Raw genomic sequence first — 25055 nt, 5'->3', positions numbered from 1 at the left:
CCTCCACCGTACGACCCCGCGCCGACAGTTTCCGAAATCGCGATCCGTACGCCGTACGGAAAGGCGGTCAGAAGGAGCGGACCAGGGTCCCGTTCATGTTCAGGATCTCCTGCTTGCGCTTCGGCCAGACCTCGCGCTGCAGCGCCGCGTCGGTCGCCGTGGTCTGGCCGGTGAAGTCCTCGAAGGCCTGGACGAACCCGGAGAAGACCACCGGCTTCTTGCCCTTCACGGTGACCACGGCGGAGTAGTTGGTCGCGTAGCAGAGCTTGAGCGCCTTGTTCGGGCAGGGCCGGAAGCCGCCCTTGCCGATCACCACGTGGTCCAGGTTGTTCGACTCGACGTCGACCAGGTGCTCGGCGAACGCCTTGGCCCCCATGAGCTTGGTCTGCCGGATCCAGAAGTACCCGTCGATCGCCCCCGGACGGCCGGGCTCGGGCAGCAGGTAGCTGTGGCCGGAGCGGGTCTTGTCCGGGTCCTTGACCCAGCCCTTGGCCGGCGTGAACCAGACTCCCCCACCGATCTCCACGCCCTTGTCGTACGGGCCCTTGGTGATCTGCGTGACGGTCGGCGACGGCGCCGGCGGGGTGTACATCGTGCCGACCGGCGCCGGCGTCAGCGTGGTCCCGGCCACCGGTGCGGCGGGAGTGTCCTTCTTGCCCGCGGTGACCAGCAGGACCGCCCCAGTCGCGATCAGTACGACGGCCAGCGCGGCACCGCCGATCACGATCCACTGGGTCCTGCGGTTCTTCCGTCCACCCGGCCGGTACTGCGGCGGGTAGCCAGGACCCGGACCCCAGCCACCCTGACCAGCCGGCGGCTGGCCAGGAGGCTGACTGGGCGGCTGGTACTGGTTCTGGGGAGGTCCGTACTGCTGACTCATCAGGGCCTCTCGCGCTGTGTCGTCTGGTTGAGCTGGGTGGTCACAGACTGTCGATGACCGACTGCTTCATCGGCGCTGCTTCGGACTCGGCCTTCGCGGCGTACGTCGCGCTGCTGCGGAAGTCGAGCGCGGTCACGACACCGTCCTTGCGCCGGTAGACCTCCACCGAGCCCTGGACCTTGCCGGACTTGGCGGTGGTGGACGTGTAAGTGATCGCGACGCACTCCACCAAGACGTCCTTCGGGCACGGCAGGTTCCGTACGTCGCCCAGCTGGGTGTTCTCGTTCTCGGTCTCACCCTCGACGATGCCCAGCAGGTAGGTGTTCGCGGACACGTTCAGCTTCTGCCGGACCCACAGGAACGCCAGCGGCTCGCGGTTCGGGGCGTAGGTGACCAGCTGCTTGCCCTGCGTCTCCGTGGCGAGCAGGCTCCAGCCGTTGGCCGGGACGATCGAGACGCCGTGGTCGACGGCGATCGCGTTCGCCGGCGGCGTGTACGTCGAAGCCGGCGGCGTCGTCACCGTGGGAGTCGGCGTCTTGGCCTTGTCGTCACCACCGGTCAGTACGACGAGCGCCACGGCGACCAGGAGGACCACCGCCAGCCCGCCCGCGATCGGTAGCAGCAGCGGCGGGACCGGCGGCTTCTTCTTGACCGGCTCCGGACGCCGCAGCGACGGCGACCCGACCTTGTCTCCCCAGGAGGAGCTGGTCTCGGTCGCACCAGACCCAGCACCAGGACCAGCGGCGGACTCGTCAGTCTTGCCCCAGCCGCCGGCTGCCGCCGTACCGGAGTCAGGCGTGGCCGGACGGTCCGGTGCGGTCGGCTGGTCCGTGCTGGCCCGGCCCCAACCACCGTTGGCCGGTGCGGCCGGCCCGGCAGGGTCGGTCCAGGGAGACGGGCGTGGCGGAACCTCCAGCGACCACGGGGACGGCGGCAGCTCCTCCTCGGGCGCCGCGCCGTCGTCGCCGTCGTCGTCCGGACCCGTCTTGCGGACCCAAGGGTTGTCGGGCTGCTGGCTCTTGTCGCGTTTGTTGCTCACTGGCTCGCAACCACCGACCTGAACATGGCCGTCGAGTCCGGCTGCAACGTCGCGGACTTGTCCTGCCGGCCGTACACCTGAACGATCGTCATGATCCCGTCGTCGCGCTCGATCACGCCGATGAACCCGACCACGCCGAAGCTTCCGCCCTGACCGGTCGAGGTCGACTGGAACGCCTGGGTGGAGACCTGCTTCACCGGCGTCTTGTCGTCGGCGCCGGGCGTGTCCTTCTGCACCGCTTTGGTCTTGAACCCGGTCGGCCGCGCCTTCTTCTCGCTCGCGATCAGGATCGGCAGCACGGTGTCGGCCGTGTCCTTGCCGGCCTTGATGGTCTGCACCATGAAGTAGCCCTCCCCCTGCTTGAGCAGGTAGACGCCCTTGAAGCCCTCCAGCGTCTTGCGAAGGTACCCCGAGGCCGGATCGACGAACACGCCCTCCCCGACCTCGATGCCCTTGTCCGCGTTCTGACTGGGCTGGCTGGTCGGCTGCGGGTCCGGGCTCGGCTGCACCGTGTTGTCGTCGCCGCGGCCGAAGACCAGCGCCAGCACGACACCGATCACCACCACGACCGCGAGCGCACCACCGGCGAGCACCAGGATCTTCTTGCTGCCCTGGCCACGCCCACCGCGCGGCTGGAACTGCTGCTGTCCCTGCGGACCCCACTGCTGCTGCGGCGGGTACTGCTGCTGGTATTGCGGCGGAGGCCCTTGCTGGTACGGCGGCTGCTGCTGGTACTGCGGCTGGCCTTGCGGCGGACCCTGGTAGGGCGGCTGACCCTGGTACGGCGGCTGCTGCGGAGGGCGTCCCTGGTACGGCGGCTGACCCTGATAAGGCGGCTGCTGAGGCGGAGGCCCCTGCTGATACGGCGGCTGCTGCGGCGGCCCCTGGTACGGCGGCTGTCCCTGCGGAGGCTGGCCCTGGTAGGGCGGCTGCTGCGGAGGCGGCCCCTGGTACGGCGGCTGCTGCGGCGGCCGGCCCTGGTACGGCGGTTGCTGGTTGCTCATGCCACGACCCCTCGCTCCGACTTGGGCACCGATCGCACCGCGTTGCCACAGGCCGAACAGAAGTCCGAGTGCGGCAGCAACGGCATCTCGCACCGCGTGCAGAACGCCTGCTCGCCCGACGCGTGGTTCGACCCACCGCGAGCAGCCGACTCGAGCGCTGCTTCCAGCAGGCCCTTGTGCAGCACGGTCCGGACCAGCACGATCAGTGCGCCGAGCAGCAGCAGGCCCCAGATCACTCCGAGGACCGCTCCGATCCAGGAGCCCTGTCCGCCGACGAAGCCGAGCAGGTACACCCCGCCCTGGAACAGCGCGTTCACCGCGATCGCCTGCAGCACACCGATCACCCAGCGCGGGGTGAACCCGTCGTACTTCTCGCCCAGCCCGGAGAACTCCGCCACGGCCAGTCCGGCCGCCGACCCGTAGATCAGCGGCTTCACGAACCCCTGCAGGACGACGACCGAGATCCACGTCCCCGCACCGGAGCCCGGACCGGCGAACCCGCCGCTGATCCAGCCCCAGTGCAGGACGAGAGTCTCGAAGCAGGCGAACCCGACACCGGCGACCACACCGAAGGTGAAGCCGTCCATCAGGTCGTCGTACCGGGGCCTGGAGGCCAGGTAGAGCGGTCCGGCCTGCTGGATCAGCACCGACACGACCGGGACGAGCAGCAGCAGGATCAGCAGGTCACGGCCGACCGGGCCGGCGTCGTTGCTGCCGATGGTGTCCAGCGACAGGCCGATCCGGTCCGACCAGAGCCAGGTGAACACCGCCGCCAGGACGCCGGTCAGCAGGAACGCCGCCGCGACGACCGGGACCGGCTCGTCCTCCCAGAGGTTCACGTCGTACAGGTAGAGGATGTAGACGATCGGGATCGCGAAGGCGGCCACCATGATCGCCACCGGCAGCGCACCGACCGCCGCCGTCACCACGGTGAGCAGCAGCGCGACGCCGAGCGCCACCTTGTAGGTGTACGGCTGCTGGCCGGAGCCCTGCGGCATGATCGTCGACACCAGCTTGAACGAAGCCACCGGCTCGTCCGGTCTGGCGGCGTACGCCTTCTTGCGCCCCGGGTCCGCCGACCGCAGTCCGGTGCCACAGTGGTGGCAGAACTGCGAGACGTCGGGGACCTCGGAGCCGCAGCGGGGACACTCCACGCGCTTTCTCCCTAGCTAGGCCGTGCGGGACCGGCGTGATTCTCGTACAGGCCGGCCGGAAATCATCATTTCCCGGGCGGGGGTCACGCTTTCGTGTCCGGACCGTGCCCTTTCAGCTCGGCCCAGACCTCGTCGACCCGGCGGTCCAGCTCGTCCAGGCCGCCCGCGTTGCCGATCACCACGTCCGCGGCGGCCAGGCGCTCCTCACGGGAGGCCTGCGCGGCGATCCGCCGCCGCGCCTCGTCCTCGGCCATGCCGCGCTGCGCGGTCAGCCGCTCGACCTGGACCTCGACCGGTACGTCGACCACCAGCACCAGGTCGAACTTGTCCGCCTGACCGGTCTCCACCAGCAGCGGGATGTCGTGCACCACGACCGCGTCGTCCGGCGCCGACCGCTCGATCTCGGCCGCCCGAGCCCGGACGCGAGGGTGGATCACCGCCTCCAGCTTCCGCCGGGCGGTCTCGTCACCGAAGACAAGCTTGCCTACAGCGGGCCGGTCCAGCTCGCCTTCGGCCGTCAGTACGCCGTCGCCGAACGCCGCGACGACCTCAGCCAGCCCGTCGGTCCCCCGCGCGACCACCTCCCGCGCCAGCATGTCGGAGTCGATCACTACGGCCCCCCGCTCCCCCAGCCGCCGCGACACAGAGCTCTTGCCCGACCCGATTCCCCCGGTCAACCCAACTCTTAGCACGCCTGCACCCTACCGAGTGGCCGAGCCCCGGCCCGTCCGGCTGCCGAACGAACCACCCGCTCGCACGGGCCGTCGCCCCTGGTGTCCCGGAGAATGGGCGCACGTACACAGGAGGACCGACTTGGAGATCCGGCTGCTGGGGCCGTTCGAGGCGCTGCGCGACGACGAGCCGCTTCCCGGCCTGACCGGTCGCGTCCGCGCTCTCCTGGCGGTCCTCGCTCTCGCCGTGCCGGACGCTGTCTCCGTCGACGCGATCGGCCAGCGTCTGTGGGGCGACGACCCGCCGGCCAACCTGCGGCCCAGCGTGCACACGTCGGTCGCCCGGCTCCGCACGCTGCTCGGGCCGGACATCAGTCTGGACACCACTCCGGGCGGCTACGCGCTCCGCGTCGACCCGCAGCAGGTCGACGCTCTCGTCTTCGCCCAGCTGCTCGAACAGGCCAGCCTGGCAAGCGATCCGGCGGCCGAGCGCGACCTGCTCACCGCCGCGCTGGCTCTGTGGCGCGGCGAACCGTTCGGCGGCATCCGCTCGGACTGGCTCGACCGGGAGCAAGCGCCCCGGCTGACCGAGGCCTACCTGTCCGCCACCGAACGCCGGATCGACCTGGACCTCGCCGCCGGCCGCCAGGACGTCGTACTGCCACCTCTGCGCGAGCTCACCGCCAAGTACCCGCTCCGCGAGTCCCTGTGGCTACGCCTGCTCACGGCACTCAGTCACTCGGGCAGACCAGCCGAGGCCCTCAACCTGTACGACGAACTGCGCCGCCGCCTCGCCGACGAGCTCGGCGTCGACCCGGTCGCCGAGCTGCGCGGCCTGCACGCCGAGCTGCTGGAGGCCACCGACCCCAAGCGACCAGCCCGGGCTGCACCGCGGCAGCTTCCACCGGGCCCAGCCCGCTTCACCGGCCGAGCCGCCGCGCTGGACCGCCTCGACGCCCTGAGCGGAGAGCCCAGGACCGGTAGCGACCACCCCCAAAGCGCCAGCACCGCCAGCACCGCCGGCAGCGCCAGCGGCTCCGGCTCCGGCTCCGGCTCCGGCTCCGGCAACACCAGTAGCACCGGCATCGGCATCGGCAACCACCACCCCCTGGCGATCCTCGCCGTCCACGGCCAAGGCGGCGTCGGCAAGACCTCCCTCGCCCTGCACTGGGCCCACCGAGTCGCCGACCGCTTCCCCGACGGCCAGCTCTACCTCAATCTCCAGGGCTACGGCCCCGGCGAGCCGATGGACCCCGACACCGCCCTGGACACCCTCCTGCGCGCTCTCGACGTCCCCGGCGCCCAGATCCCCGAGCGCGGCCCAGCACGGACCGCAATGCTGCGGACCGTTCTCGCCGACCGCCGGGTGCTGCTACTACTCGACAACGCCCGCGACGCCGAGCAGGTGCGCCCACTCCTGCCCGGCTCCGGCTGCCTCGTGCTGATCACCAGCCGCAGCCAGCTGCGCTCATTGGCCGCGCGCGAAGGAGCCCACCGAGTCGCACTCCACCGATTCGGTGCCGACGACGCCGCGGCGTACCTGACGGCGACCTTCGAGCCGCACCACGTGCAGGCGACCGCCGCCGAGATCGCTGAGCTGAGCGAGCTGTGCGGGCAGCTACCCCTGGCGCTGGCGATCGCGGCCGAGCGGGTCACCAGGGAACCGGAGGCCGGCGTACGGGCGTTGATCGCTGAGCTGCGGGATCACCCGGACCGGCTCGGCGTACTGGACGTGGACGAGGACGACGACGGCGCGCTGCGGGTCGTCTTCGACTGGTCGTACCGGGTGCTGGCACCTGGGCAGGCCCGGATGTTCCGGTTGCTGGCGCTGCAGCCGGCGCAGGACCTCGGGCTGGGAGCTGTTGCCGCGCTGGCCGCGACCTCCGAGGCCGAAGCCGCCCAGTGCTTGGACGGGTTGGTCGGGGCTCACCTGCTGGAGCAGCCTGACCGGCGGTACCAGCTGCACGACCTGCTGCGGCTCTACTCGAACACCCTGGTCCAGCAGGTCGAGGAGCCGACTGAACGCGAGGCGGCGCGCGCCCGGCTGCTGGACTGGTACGCCCACTCGGCGCTCAACGGCAAGGTCATGCTGGAGCGGGCGGAGCCGTTGCTGCACTTCGGCTCGCCGCTGCCCGGGGTCACGCCGCTGACGTTCGACGCGACGCCAACGGCTGCTGACTGGTTCACCTCCGAGCGGCACGTCCTGATCGCGGCGGTGTACGACGCGGTCCGCCACGGGCACGACCGCGCGGCGTACCGGCTTGCCTTCGCGCTCTGGCCGTACCTGATCTACCTGCGGGCCTTCGACGAGCTCTTCGAACTGCAGCGCGTCGGGCTCGAAGCTGCTCGCCGTACCGGCGACCTTCTCGCGGAAGCCACATTGGCGGAGGGCCTCGGGGCCGCCTACCTGCACCGCCGGGACTTCCCGCGATGCTCCGAGCACCTCACCCACGCCTTGAAGCTGTTCGACACCCTCGACGCCGAACGCGGCCGGGCCTCGGTCCTCACCGTCCTCGGCCGGATGTTCCGGTACGCCGGTGACGCGCAGGCCTCCATCGAGCACCACCAGCAGGCCATCGCGGCCCTGGCCCCGGACGACCACGTCGAAATCGCCCGCAACCTGGCGAGCATGGCCCAGATGTACCTGGCCGACGGACGCCCCGACGAGGCCTGCGCCGCCGCCGAACAAGCCGTCCACCGCAACCACCTCTCAGGCGAGCGCCGGGCAGAAGCCTTCGCCCTCGACACCCTCGCCACCGCAGAAGTTGCCCGCGGCAACCACACCACCGCGACCGCCCTCTACGAACAGTCCCTCACCCTCTGCCGAGCCCTCAGCGACCGCTGGGGCGAAGCAGTCTCCCTGGCCAACCTCGGCCACGCCCACCAGAAATCCGGTAACCCGGCCGAGGCCCGCCACCACTGGCACCAGGCCCTCACCATCCTCACCACCAACAACCTCACCGGCTCCCCAGAACTCAACGCCGAGTCGCTCCAGGCCCTCCTGGCCACCACAGGCAGCTAGCTCGAGCACGGGGCGGCTGGGCAGGTCTGCCGGGAAAAGGCGAGACCCCCGCACCCAGTACGGGGGTGCGGGGGTCTCGGGTACTGCGGGTGGATCAGCCCTGGCCGGTCAGCTTCTCGCGGAGAGCCTGGAGCGCCTCGTCGGATGCGAGCGCGCCCTCGACGGGAGCGTCGTCCTTCGGAGCCGCGCCGCCGCCGGTGGCGGAGGAGTACGTCGACGCCTCGCCGGCCTCGACGTCCGCCGTCTTGGCGTCCTCGATCTGCTTCTTGTGCGCCTCCCAGCGCGCGTGGGCCTCGGCGTACTGCCGCTCCCACTCCTCACGCGCCGAGTCGAAGCCCTCGAGCCACTCGCCCGTCTCGGGGTCGAAGCCGTCGGGGTAGACGTAGTTGCCCTGGTCGTCGTACGTCGCCGCCATGCCGTACAGCGTGGGGTCGAAGTCGTCGGAGACCGGGTCGACACCCTCGTTGGCCTGCTTCAGCGACAGCGAGATCCGGCGACGCTCGAGATCGATGTCGATGATCTTGACCATCACGTCGTCGTTGACCTGGACGACCTGCTCCGGGATCTCGACGTGACGCTCGGCGAGCTCGGAGATGTGCACCAGACCCTCGATGCCCTCCTCGACGCGGACGAACGCACCGAACGGCACCAGCTTGGTGACCTTGCCGGGCACGATCTGGCCCATCTGGTGGGTCCGGGCGAACTGCTGCCACGGGTCTTCCTGGGTCGCCTTCAGCGACAGCGAGACGCGCTCGCGGTCCATGTCGACGTCCAGCACCTCGACGGTGACCTCCTGGCCGACCTCGACGACCTCGGTCGGGTGGTCGATGTGCTTCCAGGACAGCTCCGAGACGTGCACCAGACCGTCGACGCCGCCGAGGTCCACGAACGCACCGAAGTTGACGATCGAGGAGACGACACCCTTGCGGATCTGGCCCTTCTGCAGCTGGGTGAGGAAGTTCATCCGCACCTCGGACTGCGTCTGCTCCAGCCACGCGCGACGCGACAGGACCACGTTGTTGCGGTTCTTGTCGAGCTCGATGATCTTGGCCTCGATCTCCTGGCCGACGTACGGCTGGAGGTCGCGGACCCGGCGCATCTCGACCAGCGACGCGGGCAGGAAGCCGCGCAGGCCGATGTCCAGGATGAGGCCACCCTTGACGACCTCGATGACGGTACCGGTGACGACGCCGTCCTCTTCCTTGATCTTCTCGATCGTGCCCCAGGCCTTCTCGTACTGGGCGCGCTTCTTCGAAAGGATCAGGCGGCCTTCTTTGTCCTCCTTCTGGAGAACCAGGGCCTCGACGTGGTCGCCGACGTTGACGACCTCGTTCGGGTCGACGTCGTGCTTGATCGACAGCTCGCGCGAGGGGATGACGCCTTCGGTCTTGTAACCGATGTCGAGGAGAACCTCGTCCCGGTCGACCTTGACGATGGTCCCTTCAACGATGTCGCCGTCGTTGAAGTACTTGATGGTCTGATCGATCGCCGCGAGGAAGTCTTCCTCCGACCCGATGTCGTTGACCGCTACCTGCGGGGTGGTGCGCACTGCGGGGTCGAGAGGTGCCTCGATGCTGGCCGTCATGTGGTGGGTTGCTCCGTGGGCTGATGGTGTCGTACGGCTGCGCACGGGCCGTTGGATCGCACCAAACCGCTGGAAAGCTCTGAGGACAGATTCACCACCGACTGCTGCGAGCACGAGCCTGCTCCGTCCGAGGTCGCGCGGGCCCATAGCGCATCTCACAGAATACGTGTACCGGCTGGGGCAGCACAACCCGGGGCACCCGGTCCCTCCCGGCCGCCCGCCGAGGTCACCCGACGTCCTGCTGATCTCAATGTACGACGTCCGGATCCGGACGGCCCGCCGACAGGTCTCCCGTGTCGGCCATCCGGGTGATCAAGCTGTGCGCGGCGGTCGCCACCGGGTTCTGCCCGGACCGCGCGGCCAGGTCGATCAGCGCCCACAGGTCGGCCGCGCGACCCCGCTCGACCAGCCGGTCGCCGAGGTCCAGCCCACTCCCCCGGACAACGTCCAGCACCGCTCGCTCCAGCACCGGATCATCGCCGAACCGCAGCAGGTTCCCCAGATCCCCGTACGGCGTACCGCTGTGCGCGAACTCCCAGTCGACCAGCCCGGTGATCCTGACAGTCGCCGGATCGACCAGCAGGTTCTTCGGATTGAAGTCGCTGTGCACCAGACAGAACCGGTCGGCTCCACTGTCGGCCAGGTCCCCGGCCTCGGCGACGACGTCCCGCAGGTTCTCCACCTGACCACGCGAAAGCCCGAGCGCCTCGACATGACACTCCAGCCACTCGTCGAGCCCGCCGGCCCCGAACGACTCGATCGCGAGCCCACTCCCGACGAACTCCCCGAAGGCCAGGAACGGCATCCCGCTCAACCGAACCAGCAACTCCCCCAACTGCTCCCCCACCGAGACCCGCTGCCGCTCGTCAGCCTCCACGAGGAAGGTCTCGAGATTCATCCCCGGCAACCGCTCCGTCAGCACGTACGTCGGATTGCCGTCCACCTGATCCACCTGCGCGTCCAGCACCCGCGGCACCGGCAGCAGCCCGCGGACCAGCCGCAGCAACGCCGCGTCGACCGCCGCCCGTCCCGGCCGCTTCGCGTACAGCTTCAGCACGGCGTCCTCGCCGGCCGCGCTGACCGCGAACGTCTCCCCGCCGTACCCACCGGTCAGCGGTACGGCGCTGGCAGCGATCGCCTCGAATCCATCCACGGCGACGATCCTGCCAGCACCGACCGACAAGCCGTCAGACCTTCGCCGGAGTACCGATCGCCGCCAGGACCGTCGGTACGGCGTTGCGCAGCCCGGCCGCGTTCGGGTGCAGCGGCACCAGACCGTTCGTCGTCAGGCTCGGGATCAGCCCCTCGATCCACCGCGTCCCGGCGCTCTTGCACATGTCGTGACCGACGCTCGGCGTCGCCAGGTCGACGTACGTCGCGCCGTGCGCGTTCGCCTGCTCCGCCATTCGCGTGTTCAACCGGGTCAGCGCCGCCTGCAGGTAGTCCGCGTCGGCACCCCAGACCGGCACGACCGGCCAGCAGCCGCCCTTCTTGATCCCGGTCGGGTAGCCGACCATCAGGATCTTCGCGTGCGGGGCCCGGGCCCGGATCTGCTCGATCACCGTCCCGTACGTCGGCGCGAACGCGTCGATCTTCTGCGCGAGGCGGTCCACGCCGCCCGCGGTGTTGGTCGCCTTGCAGGACGTCCCGACCGGTTGCGGGAGCAGGTTCACGCACGAGACCGCGAGCCCGACCAGGCCGATGTCGTTGCCGCCGATCCCGACCGAGACGACCGTGGTGTCCTCGCTCAGCGCGTCGTACTGCGGTGCCGCCGTCCCCGCGATGATGCCCGGCTGCGGGTTCGGGAAGTGGTTGGTCGTCGCGCCGCCGCAGGTCACGTCACGGAACTTCGCGGGCTTGAGCTGCTGGGCGATCAGCGACGCGTAGTTGACCGCCGAGCGCGCGCAGGTGAGCACCTCCTTGGCCGGCAGGACCAGCGAGCCGGCGGCGAACGAGTCGCCCATCGCCACGTACACCAGCGGTGGCGCCGCGGCCGCCGGCGTGGTCACCGAACCCGCGACCACCAGACCCGCCGCGGCAACGGCGGCGACCACTCGGACCCGTACTGATCTCATCTGCATCGCGCTGCCCTTCGACGTTAAGTGACCGGCCAGTAACAGTTCGCAACAGCATGGGCACTGCTCGCTGCCGAGGCAAGACCTCGAGCCGTTCGACTTCATTTCGATACTGCGGTATCGTAACTCCATGGCCAGACCCAGGAACGCCGCGATCGACGGCCGAGTGCTCGCCGCCGCCGCCGAGGAACTCCGGCACGGCGGGTACGACGGCCTGTCGATCGATCGGGTCGCCGAACGGGCCGGGGTCGCCAAGACCACGCTGTACCGGCGCTGGGCGACCAAGGCCGAGCTCGTCGTCGCGCTGATCGTCACCCTGCGCGAGGACGTCCCCTTCGAGCCGAGCGACGATCCCCGCCGCGACCTGACCGAGCTGGTCACGGCGATCGCCGCCAACCTCGCGGCCACTCCGACGACGCTGATCGCGGACCTGGCCGCCGCGGCGGCCCGCGATCCACGCGTCGGCGACGCCGTCCGCGCCCTGTGGGCCGGCCGCCACCAGGCGGTCACCGCGGTCGTGGCCAACGCGCAGCAGGCCGGGCTCGTGCTCGACCACGTCGCGCCCGCCGTACTGGTCGATCAGCTGGTCGGCCCGCTCTACTACCGGCTCCTCGTCACCGGCGAGCCACTCACCCCTGACTACGCCCGGACGCTCATCACCAGCGTCCTAGGACCCGAGGAGCCCCGATGACCACCACCGCCACCACCACCCCCGTACGCCGGCGCCCTGCCCGCCGCCGCCTGCTGCTCGCTCTCGGAGCCCTGCTGATCCTGCTGATCGGGTACTCCGTCGTCGCGATCGCCCGCCCGACCGTCCTGCACACCGAGCTCGAGATCGACGCGACCCCCGACCAGGTCTGGACGGTCCTCACCGACCGCGAGCACTACCCCGACTGGAACCCGTTCATCATCTCGTCGACCGGCGAGCTGAAGGCCGGTACGACGATCACCAACGTGCTGCGCGACACCAACGGCAAGGACACCGAGTTCACCCCCGAGCTGCTCGCCGTCGAGCCCGGCCGCGAGCTGCGCTGGATCGGCAAGATCGGCTTCGGCGGCGTCTTCGACGGCGAGCACGCCTTCCGCATCGAGCCGCTCCCGAACGGCCGCAGCAAGCTCGTCCAGGAGGAGGTCTTCCGAGGCGTTGCTGTCCCCTTCACCGCCGGCATGCTGCGCGACACCATCGAGCCCCAGTTCCACGCGATGAACCAGGCGATCGCGACCCGGGCCGAGCAGTCCTAGCTAGTCCGGCCGGCAGCCGCGGACGATGGACTCGATCACGTCGTCGAGTCCTCGGTCCGCGGCCTCCGGCAGCGGTACGCCGCTGACCGCCAACCCGACGTACCCCTGCAGCGGAGCGAACACCGTCAGCGCGACCCGATCCAACGGCCCGTCGCGGACCTCACCCCGGCGCTGACCTTCACTGACCAGCTCGAGTCCCTGCGCCATCCACCGATGGGCGGCAGCCCCCAGGGCCTCCGACGCCTCCGGGCTGTGCTTGGCCGAGAACATCAGGTCGACCAGTGCGGCGTTCGCCAGGCAGAAGCCGACGAACGCGCGGGCCATCGCACCCAGCCGCTCGTCGAACGCCGGCCCCACGCCGCCCTCCGCGGCCGCGATGTCCGCGACGAGCCGCTCGAAGCCGTCCAGCGCGAGCGCGTCCAGCAGCGCCTGCTTGGTCGCGAAGTGGCGGCTGGGCGCGCCCGGGCTCACGCCGATGTCGCGCGCCAGCTCGCGCAGCGACAGCGCGTCGGAGCCTCTCTCGTCCAGCACACTCCCGGCCCGTTCGAGCAGGACGGCCCGGAGATCTCCGTGGTGGTACGGGCGCTTGGTCATGCCCGCAGTTTAGTCGGCACTGCCTACATTGTGATCGTTGACTACATTGTGATCACCGCATACATTGGCCTCAGCATCCATACCCAGCAGGAGGACCAGATGCCCCGGAGAACCCCCGACCTCACCGTGCCGGACCTCTCGGGCCGGCGTGCCCTGGTCACCGGAGCCAGCGACGGCCTCGGACTCGGGATCGCCAGCCGGCTCGCGGCGGCCGGGGCCGAGGTCCTGCTCCCCGTACGGAACCGCCTCAAGGGCGAAGCCGCCGTCGCCGCGATCCGGCAGACCGTCCCCACCGCCGAAGTACAGCTCCATGATCTCGACCTGTCCTCGCTCGACTCGGTCGCGGCTCTCGGCCGGACGCTGCGCGAGGACGGCCGGCCGATCCACCTCCTGATCAACAACGCCGGCGTGATGACTCCGCCCGATCGCCAGAGCACGGCCGACGGCTTCGAGCTGCAGTTCGGCACCAACTACCTAGGTCACTTCGCGCTGGTGGCCCAGCTGTTCCCGCTGCTGAGCGCCGGTCGTGCCCGGGTGACCTCGCAGCTCAGCGTCGCCGCCAACCGCGGCAGCATCAACTGGACCGACCTGAACTGGGACCGCTCGTACGACGGCATGAAGGCGTACTCCCAGTCGAAGATCGCCTTCGGACTCTTCGCCCTCGAGCTCGACCGCCGCAGCCAGGCCGGCGACTGGGGCATCACCAGCAACCTCTCCCACCCCGGCGTCGCCCCGACCAACCTGCTCGCCGCCCGCCCCGAGGTCGGCCGCGCCCGCGAAACCCTCGGCCGCAAACTCATCGGCGCCCTGTCCGCGCGCGGCATCCTCCTCGGCACCGTCGAGTCCGCCGGCCTCCCTGCTCTGCACGCCGCCACCTCCCCCGAGGCCCGGGGCGCCCGCCTCTACGGCCCCAGCGGCCCCGGCCACCTCGGCGGCCCACCCGCCGAGCAGAAGCTCTACTCCCCTCTCCGCAACCCCGAGGAAGCCCACCGCGTCTGGCAGGTCTCCGAAGAACTCACGAAGCTGTCGCTCCCGGTCTGAAAACCAGGTTGAAGTTGACGTAACGGCAACCTCTACCGTCGGTGAAGTCAGTCGATGGGAGGACGGAGATGACCTGGTCGATCGCCGAGGTCGCGAAGGCTTCGGGAGTGACCGCGCGGACGTTGCGGCACTACCACGCGATCGGCCTGCTCGAGCCGGTCCGGACGGCGCCCGACGGGCGCCGGTACTACGGTGATCAGGAGCTGCTGAAGCTGCAGCAGATCCTGCTGCTGCGGGACCTCGGACTCGGCCTCGACGTCGTCGCCGAGGTGATCGCGCACCGCAGTCCGCGGGACACGATCGAGGTGCTCGGCAAGCACAAGGAGTGGCTGCTGCGTGAGCAGCTGCGGCTCGGGCGACTGGTCAGGACCGTCGAGTCGACCATCGAGAACATCGAGAACGGAGGAGAGATGGCACCCGACAAGGTGTTCGAGGGATTCGAGCACAACCCGTACGAGGCGGAGGCGCGCGAGCGCTGGGGCGACGAGGTCGTCGACGCCGGTTACCGCAAGATGCAGTCCTGGTCCACGGCCGACGCCGAGAAGGCGAAGACCGGGTACGTCCGGGTTCACGAGCGGCTCGCCGTACTGAAGGCCGAGGGCGCCGACGTGTCCGACCAGCGCGTGCAGGACGTCGTGCAGCTGCACTTCGAGGTGACCAGCCTGTTCTGGACGCCGACGGCCGAGGCCTACCGCGGACTCGCGCAGCTGTACGTCGACGACGAACGGTTCCGCCGCAATATCGGTTCCGGTGACGACTCGCTGGTCGAGTACCTACGGGACGCGATGGACGTCTACGCCGAAGCCAACCTGTAAATAGGTTCCCGGGGCCCCGGGGATAGGGTGACGGCGTGGTCGAGCCGCAACGTATCGAGCTGACCGAGGCGCAGACCTCGCAGGCCAGCAAGACCTACTGGGACTCGGCCGCGACCGAGTATCTCGAGGAGCACGGCGCCTTTCTCGGCGACGACCGGTTCGTCTGGTGTCCCGAGGGCGTCGACGAGGCCGATGCCCAGCTCCTCGGCAGCGTCCGCGGCAAGCGCGTGCTCGAGATCGGCTGCGGTGCCGCGCAGTGCGCCCGCTGGCTGACCAAGCAAGGCGCGCGGGCCGTTGCCTTCGACATCTCCTTCGAGCAGCTCGAGGTTGCCAAGGCACTCGACCGCAAGACCGGTACGCCGGTCCGCACGGTCGCCGCCGACGCGACCGCGATCCCGTTCGCCGACAGCACCTTCGACGTCGCCTGCTCGGCCTTCGGCGCGTTGCCGTTCGTCGCCGACGCCGAGGCCGCCCTGCGCGAGATCGCACGCACGCTCAAACCCCAAGGCCTGCTGGTCTTCTCGGTCACCCACCCGATCCGCTGGAGCATGCCGGACGACCCGACCCCGGCCGGCCTGCGGATCACCCAGTCGTACTTCGACCGCACGCCGTACGTCGAGGTCGACGAGCACGGCGTCGCGATCTACGCCGAGCACCACCGGACCACCGGCGACTGGATCCGCGCGCTCACCGGCGCCGGCTTCGTCGTCGACGACCTGCTCGAACCGGAGTGGCCGGCCGGCCACGACCAGGTCTGGGGCGGCTGGGGACCAGAGCGCGGCCGCCTGGTCCCCGGCACCGCGATCTGGTCCGCCCACAAGGCCGGCACCAAGCCCTAGCGGGACAACCCCTAGGCCGCCCGGCGAGCCTTCGGCCGCAGCGACAGGAACCCGGCCAGCCCGAGCAGCAGCAGGCCCAGGATCAGCGACAGTAGCGGCACCCAGAAGCCGATCAGGTTCAGCTGCGACGCCTTCTCGGCGTACCCGCCCTCGGCCTTGCCGTCGACCGTCGCACCCTCGACGTTCTTCTTCACCGTCGCGTCGTCGTACCCGATCGTGGCGTCGGTCGCGGTGATCTTGACCTCGCCGTTGTAGTCGATCGTCGCGAGCTGCTTCTCCTCGCCCTTGATGATCGCGCCGGTGACCGGCTCGATCCACAGCGTTCGGGTGTTCTGGTAGCTGCGGTCGACGACGACCGACGGCTGGCCCTTCTCACCGATCAGCGCGCCCGGCACCTTCAGCTTGGCCGCCTGCGGCACCTCGGACTTCGGGATCTCCTGGACGAACTTGTAGACCTTCAGCCCGAGCAGCTCGGTCTCGCCCTTGAACTCGATCGGGAACGCCTGGCGCAGCGTGCTGTCCCAGAACTTGTACGTCTTCTTCTCGGTGCCGAACGGGAACTTCAGCACCAGCCCCTGGTGACCGTCCTTGAAGACCTGGTCGCCCGGCCGCTTGCGGTCCTCGGTCTTCAGCGTCGTGGTGATGTACTCGCCGCTGTTGTCCGTGGCCTTGTCCGGGTCCCAGGCGATCGCCTCGCCGGTGTGCGCGTCCAGCACCACCCGCTCCTGCACGAAGCTCAGCGGCGCCTTGTCGTCGCGCTTGGCGTCGTCCTCGCTCGGGAACGCGTACGCCGGGTCGTCGTCGGTGACCACCGCGGTGTCGAACACGACCACCTCGCGGTTCAGCGCCTGGCCGATCTTCTCGGCCGCGACCACGTCACCGCGCACGGTCCGGGTCGACGTCAGCGGCAGCTGGGTCTCCTTCTGCGTCGCGACCACGAACACCGTGCCGTCCTGCGTCGTCGTCGACGTGGTGTGCGCGACCTGGTCCGGCGGCGCCACCGCGAGCGTCGGGTAGGCGTAGAACCTGGCCATCACGGCCACCCCGACGAAGAAGATCCCCAGTGCCAGCAGCACGATCCGACTGCGATTCCCCACAACAACCCCTCCCGGTCTGTCCGCGGGACGCTACCAGCGAGTAGCGTTCTTGAACAGAGGCAGTTCGAGGTCGTCCCTGGCTGACATATAGTCCGGCCCCATGAGGGGGATCCAAGGCATGCTCGTACGCCGTCGCACCGGGCCCGAACCGGCCGTTCGGCGCGCGTCGGCGAGCCACTGGTCCGCGCCCGATCCGGCCGTACTGCGGGCACTCGTCATCGGCGTCGCGGTCGTCCAGTCGGTGGTGCTCGGCCTGCTCGCGCGCCGCGGCTCCTGGCTGAGCGACGACGTCGAGTTCCTGGTCCAGGGCGGCGAGGGCTTCGCGCCGCGCGAGCTGCTGACCCCGGTGAACGATCACATCGCGCCGGGCCTGCGCTTCGTCTACGCAACCTTCGCCGAGCTCGCGCCGCTGAACTGGGACTTCACCGTCGTCTGCCGGGTTCTCCTGCAGGCGTTGGCGATCACGCTGCTCGGCCTGCTCCTGCTGCGGCTGCTCGGCGCGAGCTGGTGGGTCCTGACCGGCACGGTCCTCTACGCGCTGACCTCGCTCAGCATGCCGTCGTTCATGTCCCTGTCCAGCGGCGTCAACAACCTCCCGGCCCACGTCTTCGGCCTCCTCCTGCTGCACGCGACCGTCGACTGGTCCGCCGGCCACCGCCGCCGAGCCGTTGCCTACGGCCCCCTTTCCCTGCTGGTTTCCCTGGCCTGCTGGGAGAAATCGGGCCTGGTCCTCGTCACCGCGCTCGCCCTGGCGCTCTACCTGCGCGAGACTCCCCTGAAGCCCTGGTTGCGCCGGACCTGGCCGTACGCCGCCGCGCTGACCGTCCCGATCGTTGCCTTCGGCATCCTGTACGCCGCCAACGGCAGCCCCACGGCAGGCCGGTTCCCCAGCTTCGGCACCCTGGTCGAACTGGCCGGCAAGTCGTTCGCCGTACCGCTAGGCGCACTCGCCGGCGGCCCCTGGCACTGGAGCCCGATCTCCGGCGCCTTCGGCCTCGCGGACGCTCCCGGCCCCGTCGTGGTCCTCGGCGGGATCGTCGCGGCCGGCCTGCTCCTCACCGCATGGCGCCACGACCGCCGGGTCCTACTGCTCTGGGCCTCGGTCGGCATCTACACCCTGGTCACGCTGCTCCTGGTCTCCTACGGACGCTTCACGCTCTTCGGCGCCTCCTTCACCGTGCACTACCACTACTGGTCGGACCTGGCGATCCCCCTGACACTCGCGGTCGTGCTCACCGCCCGATGGATCCGCTTCCCCCCGCTGGTCGCCGCCGGCGCGATGATCACCTGGACGACGGCCGCCGTCGTCTCCCTGGCGAGCTTCGCGCAGTACTGGGACGACAACCCGTCCCGCCCGTACTTCGCGACGCTGCGCGCCGAGCTGGAGAACGCCGGTCCGGCGGTGAACCTCTGGGACACCCGCCTGCCGAACTCGTTGTCCGTCGCGCTGTCGGCCGATCCACGCGTCTCCCCCGTGCTCCGGACGGCCGGAATCCCCTTCCAGCTGCAGTCCTCGAGCAGTGAACCGCGGATGGTCGACGACGCCGGCCGGATCCGTCCGGCGCACCTCGGTGCGTGGGCGACCGCGGCCATCCCACCCAAGGGCAAGGGGCAGATCTGCTCGGTCTTCCTCCAGGGCGCGAGCACGGTGACGCTGCCGCTGAAGGCGACCACCGCCGAGCGCCCGACGGCCAACTGGTTCGTCAAGGTCGGCTACCTGAGCAGAGTGGAGCACACCGTCGCGATCGAGCTGGTCGGCACCGACGGCCGCTCCGTCGCCGTACCGGCCGCAGTACCCGCGGTGTGGCCCGCCGGACTGGCGAACAGGTATCTCGGTCCGACCCCGGTGACCGACCTGGCCGCGGTCCGGTTCCGGAGCACCGACCCGAAGAGCAACCTCTGCATCGGCAACGTCGAGATCGGCCTGCCCCGGGTGAGCGAATGACACAGGTGACTGCATGAGACGGACGCGTTTCCCCGCCCTGGACGGTCTGCGGGCCTTCGGAGCCCTCGCCGTGCTGACCACGCACGTCGGCTTCCACAGCGGCGACTCGCTGAACGGCCCCTTCGCCGGCCTGCTGGCGCGGCTCGACGTCGGAGTGGCGATCTTCTTCGCGATCTCCGGCTTCCTGCTCTACCGGCCGTACGTCGTCGCCTGGTTCGGCGAGACCGAGCCGCCGCTGACGCTCCCGTACCTGCGCAACCGGGCCCTGCGGATCCTGCCCGCGTTGTGGGTGGCCGTGATCCTCGCGGCCCTGCTGGTCCCCCGCCAGGACGGCATCACCTGGACGACGTACCTGCGGCACGCGTCGTTGAGCCAGATCTACGTCGGCTCTCCCGCCGCCGACGGACTCACCCAGATGTGGAGCCTGGCGACGGAGGGCGCGTTCTACCTCCTGCTGCCGTTCCTGGCTCGCCTGCTGATCAGCTACGAGCGCCCGACCCGCAAGGCGGTACGTCGCCGGCTCGCCGTGCTGACCTGTTTCACGCTGCTCGGCCCGGTCTGGATGGCTGCCGTCAACGCGACCGACCAGCCGATGGCCGGGCTCTGGCTGCCCGGTTACCTCGGCTGGTTCGCGGTGGGCATGGGCTTCGCGCTCTGGCAGGTCGCCCGGAGCAGCGGACGGCTCGGGCACTCCGCGCTCGACACGCTGTCCACGGTCCCCGGCACGATCTGGGCGGTCGCGGCCGTCCTGCTGGTGATCGCGTCGGGCCCGCTCGCCGGCCCGTACAACCTGACGTCGTCGAGCGCCGGCCAGGCGTTCGTGAAGAGCTTGCTCTACACCGCGATCGCCGCCTGTGTGGTGTTCCCGGCGATCACGCCGTCGCGGCGGACCGCCGCGATCCTCGGCGGCCGGATCGGGCACGTCGCCGGAGACATCTCGTTCGGTGTCTTCTGCTACCACCTGATCGTGCTGAGTCTGGTCGAGCAACTCTTCGACATCAAGCCCTTCGAGGGCCACTTCGCCCTGCTCTTCTGGCCGACGCTGGTCCTGTCGACCGCTGTCGCCGCCGCGAGCTACTACCTGATGGAGCGGCCGATCATGCGGCTCGGCCGGCGGGACCGGTCCTACGACGTTTCGCCGGTCGGCCTCGACAGCGCCGCCAACGCCACGGCCAGCAGTACGGATCCCTGGACGACTCCGGACGTCAGTCCCGCATCGCCGTCCGGCCAGGGCTGAGCCGCGGCGATCGCCGTACCGAGCAGGACCGCTACGACGACCGCACCGATCAGGGCGATCCTGCGACCGTCCAGGAACCAGGCCAACGCCGCAGCGACGACTGTGACGGCCAGTCCGATCCAGCCGGCCATGAAGACACCTGCCACCACCAGCAGGACGGAGGCCGGCCAGGCACCGAGCCGCTGGGCCTCACGCAGCCGGTGGCCGGAGTGGCGCGACCGGCGCCGCGAGAAGATCGCCAACCCGGCAACGAGGATCAGGGCGACCAGTCCGACGAGCAGACCGGCCCGGTAGTCGCGGTCGGGCGTGAAGCGCGCGGTGACCTGTTGCTCGGGCCCTGCCGGGAGCAGCCAGCCCTGCTGCCAGCCGCCGACCCGGATCGGGACCAGCTTGCGGCCGGTGCCGTCGTACGCCTCCCAGCCCGTGCTGAAGTTCTGCGCGACGGTCAGCACCGAGTCCTCGGTGGCCACCGGTGCCTCCAGCGTCAGCTCGGCCGGGCTGGGCCGCCAGACGTTGACGCCCTGCGCAGGCACGTTCTCCGGCGTCACCGCATCGGTCTTGGTCAGCGTCACCTCGACCGGTGTGAAGTCCTTGCTGGCGGCAACATCCAGAGTGTGGCGACCGGACTGCAGCGGTACGGACGGCTGCTGGCACAGCGTGTACTTCACCGGCCGCCGCTGCAGCACGTCCAGCATCGTCGCGGTCACCTTGGTCGCCGCGGGTACGCCGTCGACCTGGACCGTCGGACCGAACCCGCACACCGCGCCGGTGACCGCCTTGGGGTCGATCGCCTTGCGCAGGTCGTTGGCGCCGAGGATGCGCAGCTCGGCCACGCCGACCGGCAGACGGCGGGACAGACCGGTCGCGGAGTCGACGTCGACCACGTCCTGCGTCCCGGTGAAGGCCAGCGCGACGGTGCGGACGGACTTGAACCGATCGGGGAACGTCACGAACCCTTCCGGAGTCACCGGCAGCGTCGTCGCCCGACCGCCGTCGAAGCGGACCTCCACCTCGGTCGGCCGGGCTGCGGCCAGGTACGGGTCGCTCAGGAACTGCATGCCCTGCAACTTCCGGTACCCCGGCAACTTCAAGGTCAGCGTCGGGCGCTCGTCTTCCGGTGCCGCCACCCAGCCGGTGCCGAGGTCCTGGTCGACCACTGCACCAGGCCGGCCCTCGGGCGCGGCTACTGCTCGCGAGGAGGCCGACGCGGTGATCCCGCCCGGTACCTCCAGCAGTCGCTCCAGCGACGCGCCGTCCCGCGGCAACGCCGTCCCCTGCAGCTTGTACGACGCGGCGCCGGGCAGGTCGACGCTGCGGTAGAGACCAGTCGCCTCTTCCGAGTCCTTCGCGACGCTCTGCCGGCAGAGCGGACGGACACCGGCGTGCAGACAGGCCGAGCGGCCGGCCTGCTCGGTGCGGAAGACCAGTGCGTCCGGCTGCTTGCCCAGACCGCCCGGTACCTCGAGCCGACTGACCGGTGTCAGTCCGGGCAGCATCACCTCGGCGATGGCGACGCCGTTCGGGTTCTTGCCGTCGGTCACGCCGACACTGAGCCGCAGCCGCTGGGTGAAGCCGTCCGGGGCGGGGACCGGCTGCGGCTTGCCCGTGCCCTCGATCACGCTGGTCAGCGAGCCGGCATCCGTGTCCACCGTCAGGGTGCGGACCGGGTCGGTCGTCGGTGCCTGCAGTGAGAACTGGATCTTCAGGTCGGACACCTTGCGCGGCGCGGTGAAGTTCAGCTCGAGCCACTCGCCGCTGCTCTTCCCGAACGTGCCGGAGATCCAGCGGGTCGACGGGTCGCCGTCCACGGCCGCGAACGGTCCGTTGCCCGGTCCGGTGCGCAGGGTCGCGTCGGCATCGGCCGCTGACGACGAGGCGCGGACGTCGGCCACTCCGCCCGCCCACACGCGAGTGGTCGGCGGCGAGGGCGGGTCGAGCAGGTAGTCGAGCGTGCGGCGGCCCATCCGGCCGGGGTCGCTCGCGGTCATCACCGGCGAGTAGTTGTCGGCCGGGCGCCCGACGGACACCTCCCGCCGTTGCAGGCCGTCGGTCTGGACCAGCGGCAGGTCGAGGCCGTTGGCGTCCGTGCTGAGCACAGCCTCGCGGTTGCCGCCCAGTGCGGTGAGCACCGACGGCACGTCCTCGGAGCCGCCGCGCACAGCGACCAACTGGGACTGCGGGACCAGCCGGGCCGGCCTGACCTCGTCGCCGACGTCGTAGATCTCCACGCTGGGGTAGGGCAGCCGGGTCCGCTCGTCCAAGGTCAGGGTGGGCGACTCGATCGAACTGCCGGTCGCCGGTCCGAAGTACGCCGCTCGTGCGATGCCCGCCTCGGCCAGGCTCTCGTGCACGGCGACCGTCGGGCTCACCTGCGCGTCGTACCGGAGGTCGTTGCGGACGACGACATACCGGACCCCCGCTCGAGCTAGTGCTTGCTGCAGGGTCCGGTCGCCGACGCCGGAGCCCAGTCGGCGTTCCACCTCGTCCAGCCAGCGCGTCGTACCGGCTGATCCGAGCGGTACGGCGTCGCGCACCGCCATCGGCCGCTTCAGCAACGCCTGGAACGGCTCATCCTTCGTGGAGCCCCAGGTGAAGTCCGCGAACGACGCGGCCGGTACGACGAGTACGCTGCCGCTGGTCTGCTGGCTGTCGAGCCAGGACGCGGCCTCATGCCAGTGTGCGGGGATCGCTTCGTAGCTCTCGTCTCTGGGTAGCTGAGCGAAGATGGCCGGGGTCGCCACCGACAGGACCAAGCAGGCGGCGAGTGCAGGCACGAGACGTCGCTGCACGCCGCGGGCCGTCGCCCAGCTGGTCAGCCGGGTCAGTGCGTGAGCTGCAGCGAGCGCCAGCGGCAGCCGTACGACCAGCTCGAACTTGTGGGTGTTGCGCAGTGCTGCGAGCGGTCCGTCGAGCAGGTCCTGCACCTGGCCGGACAGGGGTGAGCTGTGATGGCCCAGCGTCAGCAGGAGCAGGCCGACGACGACCGAGAGCTGCAGGAAGCCTCTGTTCCTCAGCGAGCCCATCGCGAGGCCTGCCAGGCCCAGCAGGGCAACGGCCGCGGTCGTCATGATCAGCGCCGGCTGCGTGACGAACAGCCAACCGGCCGGCCAGCTCGGCCCGCCGCCGGTGGCCAGGAAGTTCAGCCACTGCGAGGTCCCGCGGAACGACTCGAAGATGCTCGCGCTGCTGGTCGTGGTCGCCGCGTTCTCGATCCAGTCCAGGAACGGCGGGCTGTACTGGCCGAGCAGCAGCAACGGGACCAGCCACCAGAACGACACCGCGACGATGCAGCCGAACCAGCCGGCCGCCAGCTTCAGGGTCGACCGGTCCAGCCGGCGCGTCAGCAGCCACAGCGCGGGCAGCACCAGCGTCGCGCCGGTCGCGACCGCGTTCACTCCCCCGACCAGTCCGAACGCCACGGCCGACCAGCCGACCCGCCACCATCCGGAGCGGGCTCTCGGCGTCACCAGCGGCAGCAAGACCCAGGGGGCCATTGCGAGCGGCCAGACCTCGATCGAGGTGATCGCCACCTCGCCGAGCATCCGTGGGCTCAGCGCGTAGAGCAGCGCGACGGTGAAGCGGGCCCAGGGTGCGCCGTACCCGAGTGCTCCGGCGAGCTTCCAGACACCGAGGAACGCCGTACAGAGGACCACTGCCCACCACGCGCGCTGGATGGCCCAGGACGGAACGTTCACCAGGTCCAGTAGCCAGTGGAACGGGCCCATCGGTAGCAGGTAGCCGTACGCCTGGTTCTGCAGCTGGCCGAAGGCGCCCTGCGGATCCCACAGGTGCAGTGCCCGGACCAGGAAGGCACCCGGGTTGGCGGTGAGGTCCAGCTTGGTGTCCGGCACGATCTTGCCCGGCGCCTGGTGGAACGACAGCGCGATCAGCAGCAGGCAGCCCAGGACGAGACGTGCTCGCCAGACCACCTGCTCCGGGCTGCCTGCCTTCAGCCGCTTGAGTGGTCCTCGCAGTAGCCCGCTCATCGGCGCCGAAGCACCAGGACGAGGTTCCAGGTCACGACCTCACGCACCCCAGGCAAAGCCAGTACGCCGTACGCCCAGCGCGGGTGATACCTCGGCACGGTCGCCACCAGCTCGGCGTCCCCGCACTGCCGGGCCCAGCGGAGTCCGCCGGCCACGGTGATCGGGAAGAGGGACTCGCCGAACCTGTTCTTCGGCGGGTGGCCCTTCTGCTTCTCGTACCGGCGGGCGGCCCGGTCCCCACCGAGGTAGTGCCAGGGCGCGGTCTCGTGGCCGCCGTGCGGACCCCACCAGCCGGTGTAGGACAGGAAGACCGTGCCACCCGGCTTGGTGACCCGGACCATCTCGTCCGCCATCAGCCACGGGTCCGGCACGTGCTCCAGGACGTTCGAGGAGAAGCAGATGTCGACCTGCTGGTCGCCGACCGGCAGAGCCATCCCGCTGCCGAGCACTGTGCCCGGTGAGGGCTCGCCGCGGCCGCTGAGCTCACCCAGGTCCGAGTCGACCGCGTAGTAGCGGGCCCCGGCGGCCCGGAACGCGTCGGCGAAGTAGCCGGGACCGCCACCCACGTCGAGCATCCGCGCCCCGCGCAGATCGGCGTACGCCGAGAGCTGGCCGACCGAGTCCGCGGCGAGCGTTCCGTAGAAGGTGTCCGGGTCGCTCTGCTCGACCCCGAAGGCCCGGAACAACCGCAGCGCGCGGCGAACGTCCGGCGTCCACCCGGCGGTGGTCACGGAGTCCGGAATCGATGCGCGCACAGGCGGGACGATAACCGATCTCGCGACCTCTGGCGGACATCGTTACTGCCTGGTAACCTCGCGCCCCATTACCC

The 25055-nt window shown here is 70.2% G+C and carries 20 protein-coding genes; 8 read left to right on the top strand and 12 right to left on the bottom strand.

All coding sequences use genetic code 11. The features are described 5' to 3' along the window. Positions 1 to 67 precede the first annotated feature (67 nt). The 5 genes from HDA39_RS06530 to coaE all read right to left on the bottom strand — a co-directional run bounded on the left by HDA39_RS06530 (position 68) and on the right by coaE (position 4769). The gene (locus tag HDA39_RS06530; protein WP_184794338.1) at positions 68 to 880 is read right to left on the bottom strand and encodes a hypothetical protein; all 813 of its coding nucleotides are present in this window, start codon (positions 878 to 880) and stop codon (positions 68 to 70) included. Positions 881 to 920: 40 nt separating this feature from the next. Continuing rightward, a complete protein-coding gene (locus HDA39_RS06525) occupies positions 921 to 1919 on the bottom strand; it encodes a hypothetical protein (RefSeq protein WP_184794337.1) in 999 nt (332 codons plus the stop codon). After that, complete coding sequence (locus HDA39_RS06520) at positions 1916 to 2923, bottom strand: hypothetical protein (RefSeq protein WP_184794336.1); 1008 nt, start codon at positions 2921 to 2923, stop codon at positions 1916 to 1918. The genes HDA39_RS06525 and HDA39_RS06520 overlap by 4 nt, the downstream gene beginning before the upstream one ends. Then, positions 2920 to 4077 (bottom strand): zinc-ribbon domain-containing protein, encoded by a 1158-nt coding sequence (locus tag HDA39_RS06515; protein WP_184794335.1) that lies wholly within the window; start codon positions 4075 to 4077, stop codon positions 2920 to 2922. The genes HDA39_RS06520 and HDA39_RS06515 overlap by 4 nt, the downstream gene beginning before the upstream one ends. 83 nt (positions 4078 to 4160) lie before the next feature. Next, positions 4161 to 4769: a dephospho-CoA kinase gene (coaE, locus tag HDA39_RS06510; RefSeq protein WP_184794334.1), complete on the bottom strand. Its 609-nt coding sequence runs from the start codon at positions 4767 to 4769 to the stop codon at positions 4161 to 4163. Positions 4770 to 4890: 121 nt separating this feature from the next. Here coaE and HDA39_RS06505 point away from each other — a divergent pair, with 121 nt between their 5' ends. After that, positions 4891 to 7770 (top strand): AfsR/SARP family transcriptional regulator, encoded by a 2880-nt coding sequence (locus HDA39_RS06505; RefSeq protein WP_184794333.1) that lies wholly within the window; start codon positions 4891 to 4893, stop codon positions 7768 to 7770. 94 nt (positions 7771 to 7864) lie between these two features. On the opposite strand, the gene rpsA is transcribed toward HDA39_RS06505, so the two are convergent. From rpsA to HDA39_RS06490, 3 genes are all read right to left on the bottom strand, one after another. Beyond that, positions 7865 to 9355 (bottom strand): 30S ribosomal protein S1, encoded by a 1491-nt coding sequence (gene rpsA, locus HDA39_RS06500; protein ID WP_184794332.1) that lies wholly within the window; start codon positions 9353 to 9355, stop codon positions 7865 to 7867. Positions 9356 to 9602: 247 nt separating this feature from the next. Next, positions 9603 to 10508 carry a phosphotransferase gene (locus HDA39_RS06495; RefSeq protein ID WP_184794331.1) on the bottom strand — a complete coding sequence of 302 codons (906 nt, stop codon included), beginning with the start codon at positions 10506 to 10508 and terminating at the stop codon, positions 9603 to 9605. Positions 10509 to 10542: 34 nt separating this feature from the next. Further along, entirely contained in the window at positions 10543 to 11436 is an 894-nt protein-coding gene (locus tag HDA39_RS06490) for an SGNH/GDSL hydrolase family protein (RefSeq protein WP_202892889.1), read from the bottom strand. A 124-nt stretch (positions 11437 to 11560) separates the two neighbouring features. Here HDA39_RS06490 and HDA39_RS06485 point away from each other — a divergent pair, with 124 nt between their 5' ends. Both HDA39_RS06485 and HDA39_RS06480 read left to right on the top strand, forming a co-directional pair. Beyond that, entirely contained in the window at positions 11561 to 12121 is a 561-nt protein-coding gene (locus HDA39_RS06485) for a TetR/AcrR family transcriptional regulator (protein ID WP_184794330.1), read from the top strand. After that, positions 12118 to 12672 (top strand): SRPBCC domain-containing protein, encoded by a 555-nt coding sequence (locus tag HDA39_RS06480; RefSeq protein ID WP_184794329.1) that lies wholly within the window; start codon positions 12118 to 12120, stop codon positions 12670 to 12672. The genes HDA39_RS06485 and HDA39_RS06480 overlap by 4 nt, the downstream gene beginning before the upstream one ends. On the opposite strand, the gene HDA39_RS06475 is transcribed toward HDA39_RS06480, so the two are convergent. Then, the gene (locus tag HDA39_RS06475; RefSeq protein WP_184794328.1) at positions 12673 to 13266 is read right to left on the bottom strand and encodes a TetR/AcrR family transcriptional regulator; all 594 of its coding nucleotides are present in this window, start codon (positions 13264 to 13266) and stop codon (positions 12673 to 12675) included. Between the two features lie 99 nt (positions 13267 to 13365). Here HDA39_RS06475 and HDA39_RS06470 point away from each other — a divergent pair, with 99 nt between their 5' ends. The 3 genes from HDA39_RS06470 to HDA39_RS06460 all read left to right on the top strand — a co-directional run bounded on the left by HDA39_RS06470 (position 13366) and on the right by HDA39_RS06460 (position 15961). Next, positions 13366 to 14307 (top strand): SDR family oxidoreductase, encoded by a 942-nt coding sequence (locus HDA39_RS06470; RefSeq protein WP_184794327.1) that lies wholly within the window; start codon positions 13366 to 13368, stop codon positions 14305 to 14307. A gap of 68 nt (positions 14308 to 14375) precedes the next feature. After that, complete coding sequence (locus tag HDA39_RS06465) at positions 14376 to 15122, top strand: MerR family transcriptional regulator (protein ID WP_184794326.1); 747 nt, start codon at positions 14376 to 14378, stop codon at positions 15120 to 15122. Positions 15123 to 15157: 35 nt separating this feature from the next. Then, a complete protein-coding gene (locus HDA39_RS06460) occupies positions 15158 to 15961 on the top strand; it encodes a methyltransferase domain-containing protein (protein ID WP_184794325.1) in 804 nt (267 codons plus the stop codon). 11 nt (positions 15962 to 15972) lie between these two features. On the opposite strand, the gene pgfA is transcribed toward HDA39_RS06460, so the two are convergent. Next, the gene (gene pgfA, locus HDA39_RS06455) at positions 15973 to 17058 is read right to left on the bottom strand and encodes a cell envelope lipid trafficking protein PgfA (RefSeq protein ID WP_184794324.1); all 1086 of its coding nucleotides are present in this window, start codon (positions 17056 to 17058) and stop codon (positions 15973 to 15975) included. A gap of 100 nt (positions 17059 to 17158) precedes the next feature. On the opposite strand from pgfA, the gene HDA39_RS06450 reads away from it, so the two are divergent. Both HDA39_RS06450 and HDA39_RS06445 read left to right on the top strand, forming a co-directional pair. Further along, on the top strand, positions 17159 to 19003 hold the full coding sequence (locus tag HDA39_RS06450; RefSeq protein WP_184794323.1) for a hypothetical protein: 1845 nt from the start codon (positions 17159 to 17161) through the stop codon (positions 19001 to 19003). A gap of 13 nt (positions 19004 to 19016) precedes the next feature. Beyond that, on the top strand, positions 19017 to 20240 hold the full coding sequence (locus HDA39_RS06445) for an acyltransferase family protein (protein ID WP_184794322.1): 1224 nt from the start codon (positions 19017 to 19019) through the stop codon (positions 20238 to 20240). Here HDA39_RS06445 and HDA39_RS06440 read toward each other — a convergent pair. Then, positions 20129 to 24226 (bottom strand): alpha-(1->3)-arabinofuranosyltransferase, encoded by a 4098-nt coding sequence (locus HDA39_RS06440; RefSeq protein ID WP_184794321.1) that lies wholly within the window; start codon positions 24224 to 24226, stop codon positions 20129 to 20131. The genes HDA39_RS06445 and HDA39_RS06440 overlap by 112 nt on opposite strands. Continuing rightward, entirely contained in the window at positions 24223 to 24981 is a 759-nt protein-coding gene (locus HDA39_RS06435; protein WP_337925649.1) for a class I SAM-dependent methyltransferase, read from the bottom strand. Before HDA39_RS06435 ends, HDA39_RS06440 begins: the two co-directional genes overlap by 4 nt. Positions 24982 to 25055 lie beyond the last annotated feature (74 nt).

This window comes from Kribbella italica, from assembly GCF_014205135.1.
Lineage (GTDB): Bacteria > Actinomycetota > Actinomycetes > Propionibacteriales > Kribbellaceae > Kribbella > Kribbella italica.
The sequence above is the reverse complement of the archived record's forward strand: the minus strand, read 5'-3'. Positions and strand labels throughout refer to the sequence as shown.

What these genes read in the sequence shown, in the direction of transcription:
- HDA39_RS06530 (WP_184794338.1), bottom strand. Translation starts at nt 880, where the DNA reads ATGAGTCAGCAGTACGGACCTCCCCAGAACCAGTACCAGCCGCCCAGT.
- HDA39_RS06520 (WP_184794336.1), bottom strand. Translation starts at nt 2,923, where the DNA reads ATGAGCAACCAGCAACCGCCGTACCAGGGCCGGCCGCCGCAGCAGCCG.
- rpsA (WP_184794332.1), bottom strand. Translation starts at nt 9,355, where the DNA reads ATGACGGCCAGCATCGAGGCACCTCTCGACCCCGCAGTGCGCACCACC.
- HDA39_RS06490 (WP_202892889.1), bottom strand. Translation starts at nt 11,436, where the DNA reads ATGCAGATGAGATCAGTACGGGTCCGAGTGGTCGCCGCCGTTGCCGCG.
- HDA39_RS06485 (WP_184794330.1), top strand. Translation starts at nt 11,561, where the DNA reads ATGGCCAGACCCAGGAACGCCGCGATCGACGGCCGAGTGCTCGCCGCC.
- HDA39_RS06480 (WP_184794329.1), top strand. Translation starts at nt 12,118, where the DNA reads ATGACCACCACCGCCACCACCACCCCCGTACGCCGGCGCCCTGCCCGC.
- HDA39_RS06475 (WP_184794328.1), bottom strand. Translation starts at nt 13,266, where the DNA reads ATGACCAAGCGCCCGTACCACCACGGAGATCTCCGGGCCGTCCTGCTC.
- HDA39_RS06470 (WP_184794327.1), top strand. Translation starts at nt 13,366, where the DNA reads ATGCCCCGGAGAACCCCCGACCTCACCGTGCCGGACCTCTCGGGCCGG.
- HDA39_RS06465 (WP_184794326.1), top strand. Translation starts at nt 14,376, where the DNA reads ATGACCTGGTCGATCGCCGAGGTCGCGAAGGCTTCGGGAGTGACCGCG.
- HDA39_RS06450 (WP_184794323.1), top strand. Translation starts at nt 17,159, where the DNA reads ATGAGGGGGATCCAAGGCATGCTCGTACGCCGTCGCACCGGGCCCGAA.
- HDA39_RS06445 (WP_184794322.1), top strand. Translation starts at nt 19,017, where the DNA reads ATGAGACGGACGCGTTTCCCCGCCCTGGACGGTCTGCGGGCCTTCGGA.
- HDA39_RS06440 (WP_184794321.1), bottom strand. Translation starts at nt 24,226, where the DNA reads ATGAGCGGGCTACTGCGAGGACCACTCAAGCGGCTGAAGGCAGGCAGC.